Genomic DNA, 758 nt, shown 5'->3' on the forward strand with positions numbered 1-758 from the left:
TTTTTCACCAATAACACCGGTTGAAAAGGGCAACACTTGTTCTCGCGCAACACCAAACTGTTCAGCTATAGCAGCACAACTTTGCAAAGCATCATCCATACCCTGCTTACCCGTGCCTGCATTGGCATTACCGGTATTCACCACTAAATAGGCATTTGAAGCCTGAGCAAAGCTACCTGTCGCCAAGTGCGCTTTACAGAGCTGAACCGGTGCAGCGCAAAAAGCATTCTTTGTAAAAACGCCTGAACAGGTGCTCCCCTGAGCCAGCTCGATCAAAACCAGGTCTTTACGACCCTCTGTTTTGATACCAGCCTCAACAACACCGATACGCGCACCGTCTATGTCAAAAAAGGCAGGTAAATCACCCTTACCAACAGCCATAATTCCTTCCAATTAAAATATTTACTAACAGTAAGGCTATGAAACCTTACCGTGGCACTGCTTATACTTCTTGCCCGAGCCACATGGGCAAGGCTCATTACGCCCTACTTTACGGCCTTCTCGCGTCACAGGGGCCTGCTTTTCTTCAGCCGCCGGAGCCGAGCCACCTTCACTACCGGCTGCATTGGCATCTGCATGTTCAGTCTTTGCCCGGCCCAATTGCTGTTCTAGCTCTTGCTGTCTGCGTCGCTCTAGCTCTTCAGCCTCGTCTTGAGTCTGAATCTTCACGTGACTGGTCACACGTACCACGTCATTTTTCAAATTGCCCAGCATCGATTCAAATAGAACAAATGCTTCTCGCTTGTATTCCTGCTTAG

The 758-nt window shown here is 48.9% G+C and carries 2 protein-coding genes; both read right to left on the reverse strand.

Translation table 11 applies throughout. The annotated features are described in order from the left end of the window. Positions 1 to 381 (reverse strand): bifunctional ornithine acetyltransferase/N-acetylglutamate synthase (locus A3756_RS24595; protein WP_197481528.1); only part of this gene is annotated, 381 nt, incomplete at its 3' end. A gap of 36 nt (positions 382 to 417) precedes the next feature. Beyond that, positions 418 to 758, reverse strand: a 341-nt coding sequence (locus A3756_RS24600) for an SEC-C metal-binding domain-containing protein (protein ID WP_197481529.1), incomplete at its 5' end; no start/stop codon positions are given.

Source organism: Oleiphilus sp. HI0086, assembly GCF_001635225.1.